The organism is Bradyrhizobium sp. i1.15.2 (genome assembly GCF_040548425.1).
Lineage (GTDB): Bacteria > Pseudomonadota > Alphaproteobacteria > Rhizobiales > Xanthobacteraceae > Bradyrhizobium > Bradyrhizobium canariense.
Genome location: NZ_JBEPRQ010000070.1, coordinates 1 through 2,307 on the forward strand (window position 1 = coordinate 1; position 2,307 = coordinate 2,307).

3 protein-coding genes are annotated in these 2,307 nt (G+C 62.6%); all 3 read left to right on the forward strand.

Going from position 1 to position 2,307, the window contains the following annotated elements; translation table 11 throughout:
- Positions 1 to 83: 83 nt before the first annotated feature.
- Positions 84 to 473 carry an IS66-like element accessory protein TnpA gene (gene tnpA / locus ABIB80_RS39200; protein WP_007591026.1) on the forward strand — a complete coding sequence of 130 codons (390 nt, stop codon included), beginning with the start codon at positions 84 to 86 and terminating at the stop codon, positions 471 to 473.
- The gene (gene tnpB / locus ABIB80_RS39205; protein WP_007591027.1) at positions 470 to 817 is read left to right on the forward strand and encodes an IS66 family insertion sequence element accessory protein TnpB; all 348 of its coding nucleotides are present in this window, start codon (positions 470 to 472) and stop codon (positions 815 to 817) included. Before tnpA ends, tnpB begins: the two co-directional genes overlap by 4 nt.
- A 72-nt stretch (positions 818 to 889) precedes the next feature.
- Positions 890 to 2,307: IS66 family transposase (tnpC, locus tag ABIB80_RS39210; protein ID WP_354129639.1), on the forward strand; the 1,418-nt coding region annotated here is incomplete at its 3' end.

The window sequence follows — 2,307 nt, forward strand, 5'->3', positions numbered from 1 at the left end:
GTATTCCTCCGGGGTGGGCCGCCTTGTTGAGTTGCAGGTATCCGACGAGGATCTAGCTTTAAGGCTAGCCTTAAGGTCGGTAGATGCGGGTAGAGGTCCTGGGCGGGGTTGAGCGTCGTCGTCGCTGGTCTCGCGACGATAAGATGCGGATCATCGAAGAGACGCTGGCGCCCGGCGCGGTTGTGACGGAGATCGCGCGGCGGCACGGCATTTCGACGAGTTTGGTGTTCACGTGGCGGCGGCGGGCGCGCCTGGCGAGTGTCGTTTCGGCGGGACCGAAGCTTGTCCCTGTTCAGCTCACCCCGGGTGCGACCGAAAGCGTTCCATCGATTGAAGCCCCAGCGGTGATTTCGCCCCGGAGGCGCCGGGGCCTGATCGAGATCGAACTCGGTGGCGGCAAGCGTGTCAGCGTTGACGAGAACGTCGATGCTGACGCGTTGGGGCGGGTCCTTGATGTTCTGAGCCGGCGATGATCCCGATACCGGGTGGCGTCAGAGTCTGGATCGCAACCGGCCACACCGACATGCGTCGCGGCATGCAGGGTCTGGCTTTGCAGGTTCAGGAGAGCCTGAAGCGGGATCCCCACGCCGGAGATCTCTATATCTTCCGAGGCCGGCGTGGCGATTTGGCAAAGATCCTCTGGCATGACGGGATCGGGCTGTCGCTCTATGCGAAACGCTTGGATCGCGGAAAGTTCATCTGGCCTTCGGCGTCAGGTGACGCGGTGTCGATCTCGGCGGCGCAGATGGCGTACATGCTCGAAGGGATCGATTGGCGCAATCCACAACTGACGTGGCGGCCGACAAGGGCGGGATGAGCGAAGAAAAATGTGGAAACCCGCGTATTTTGGGGTGCCGCAAATCACTAAAACTATGATTCACTTCGTCTCATGGATGCTGATCGCGCCGCTCTTGCCGAAGAAAACGCCGCGCTGAAAGCGGAGCTGGCGGTAGCGCGGGCAAAGGCGTCGGAGGACGCCGCGCTGATTGTGCAGCAGACCTTGCGGATAGCGAAGCTCGAGCGCCAGGTTTACGGCCAGAAATCGGAGCGCTCGGCGCGGTTGATCGACCAGCTGGCGCTTACCTTCGAAGAATTGGAAGCTAACGCGACGGAAGACGAATTGGCGGCGGAGCAGGCAGTCGCCAAAACGACTACGGTTGACGGATTTACGCGCAAGCGCGCTGAGCGCAACACGTTCCCAGACCACCTTCCGCGCGAGCGGGTGGTGATCGATCCGCCGACGGCGTGCGAATGCTGCGGCGGCAATCGCTTGCGCAAGCTCGGCGAAGATGTGACCCGAACGCTGGAATCGGTGCCGCGTCAGTGGAAGGTAATCGAGACGGTGCGCGAGAAGTTCTCTTGCCGCGACTGCGAGAAGATCAGCCAGGCACCGGCGCCATTCCATGTGATCCCGCGAGGGTGGGCGGGGCCGAGCCTGCTGGCCATGCTGCTCTATGAGAAGTTCGGCCAGCATCAGCCTCTGAACCGGCAAACCGAGCGTTACGCGTTGGAAGGCGTGCCGATCAGTCTGTCGACCGCAGCCGACGCCGTCGGAGCGTGCTGCACGGTATTGGAGCCGCTGTTGCGTCTGTTGGAAGCCCACGTCATGGCATCCGAACGCCTCCACGGCGACGACACCACCGTGCCCGTGCTGGCCTTGGGCAAGTGCGATGTCGCTCGATGCTGGGTCTATGTAAAGGACGACCGCCCCTTCGGCGGCTCAGATCCGCCGGCGGCAATGTTCTATTACTCGCGCGATCGAAGGGGCGAGCATCCGCAGGCGCATCTGGCCAACTATAGCGGTATCCTGCAGGCCGACGCCTTCGGCGGATACACCAAACTCTACGAGCCCCCGCGAAGTCCTGGGCCTATCAGGGAGGCGGCCTGTTGGGTGCATGCCCGGCGCCCGTTCTTCGCCATGGCGGATCTTGAGGAAAACGCGCGACGTAAGGCTGCTGGCAAGAAGGAGATCGCCCTCTCGCCGATTGCGATCGAGATCGTGCGTCGCATCGACGCCCTCTTCGCAATCGAGCGCACGATCAATGGCCAAGGCGCCGACCACCGAGAGGCTGTCCGCCAGGCGCAGAGCGCTCCGTTGGTTGCCGATCTGGAAGCCTATATGCGTGAGCAGTGCGCCAAGCTCTCCCGCGGTCACGATCTGGCCAAGGCCATGAACTACATGTTCAAGCGCTGGGGCTCCTTCACACGCTTCCTCGACGATGGCCGCGTCTGTCTCTCGAACAACGCCGCCGAAAGAGCGCTGCGCGGCATCGCATTGGGCAGAAAGTCTTGGTTATTCTGCGGGTC

Coding starts and splice junctions, on each gene's coding strand:
- tnpA (WP_007591026.1), top strand. CDS start 84: ATGCGGGTAGAGGTCCTGGGCGGGGTTGAGCGTCGTCGTCGCTGGTCT.
- tnpB (WP_007591027.1), top strand. CDS start 470: ATGATCCCGATACCGGGTGGCGTCAGAGTCTGGATCGCAACCGGCCAC.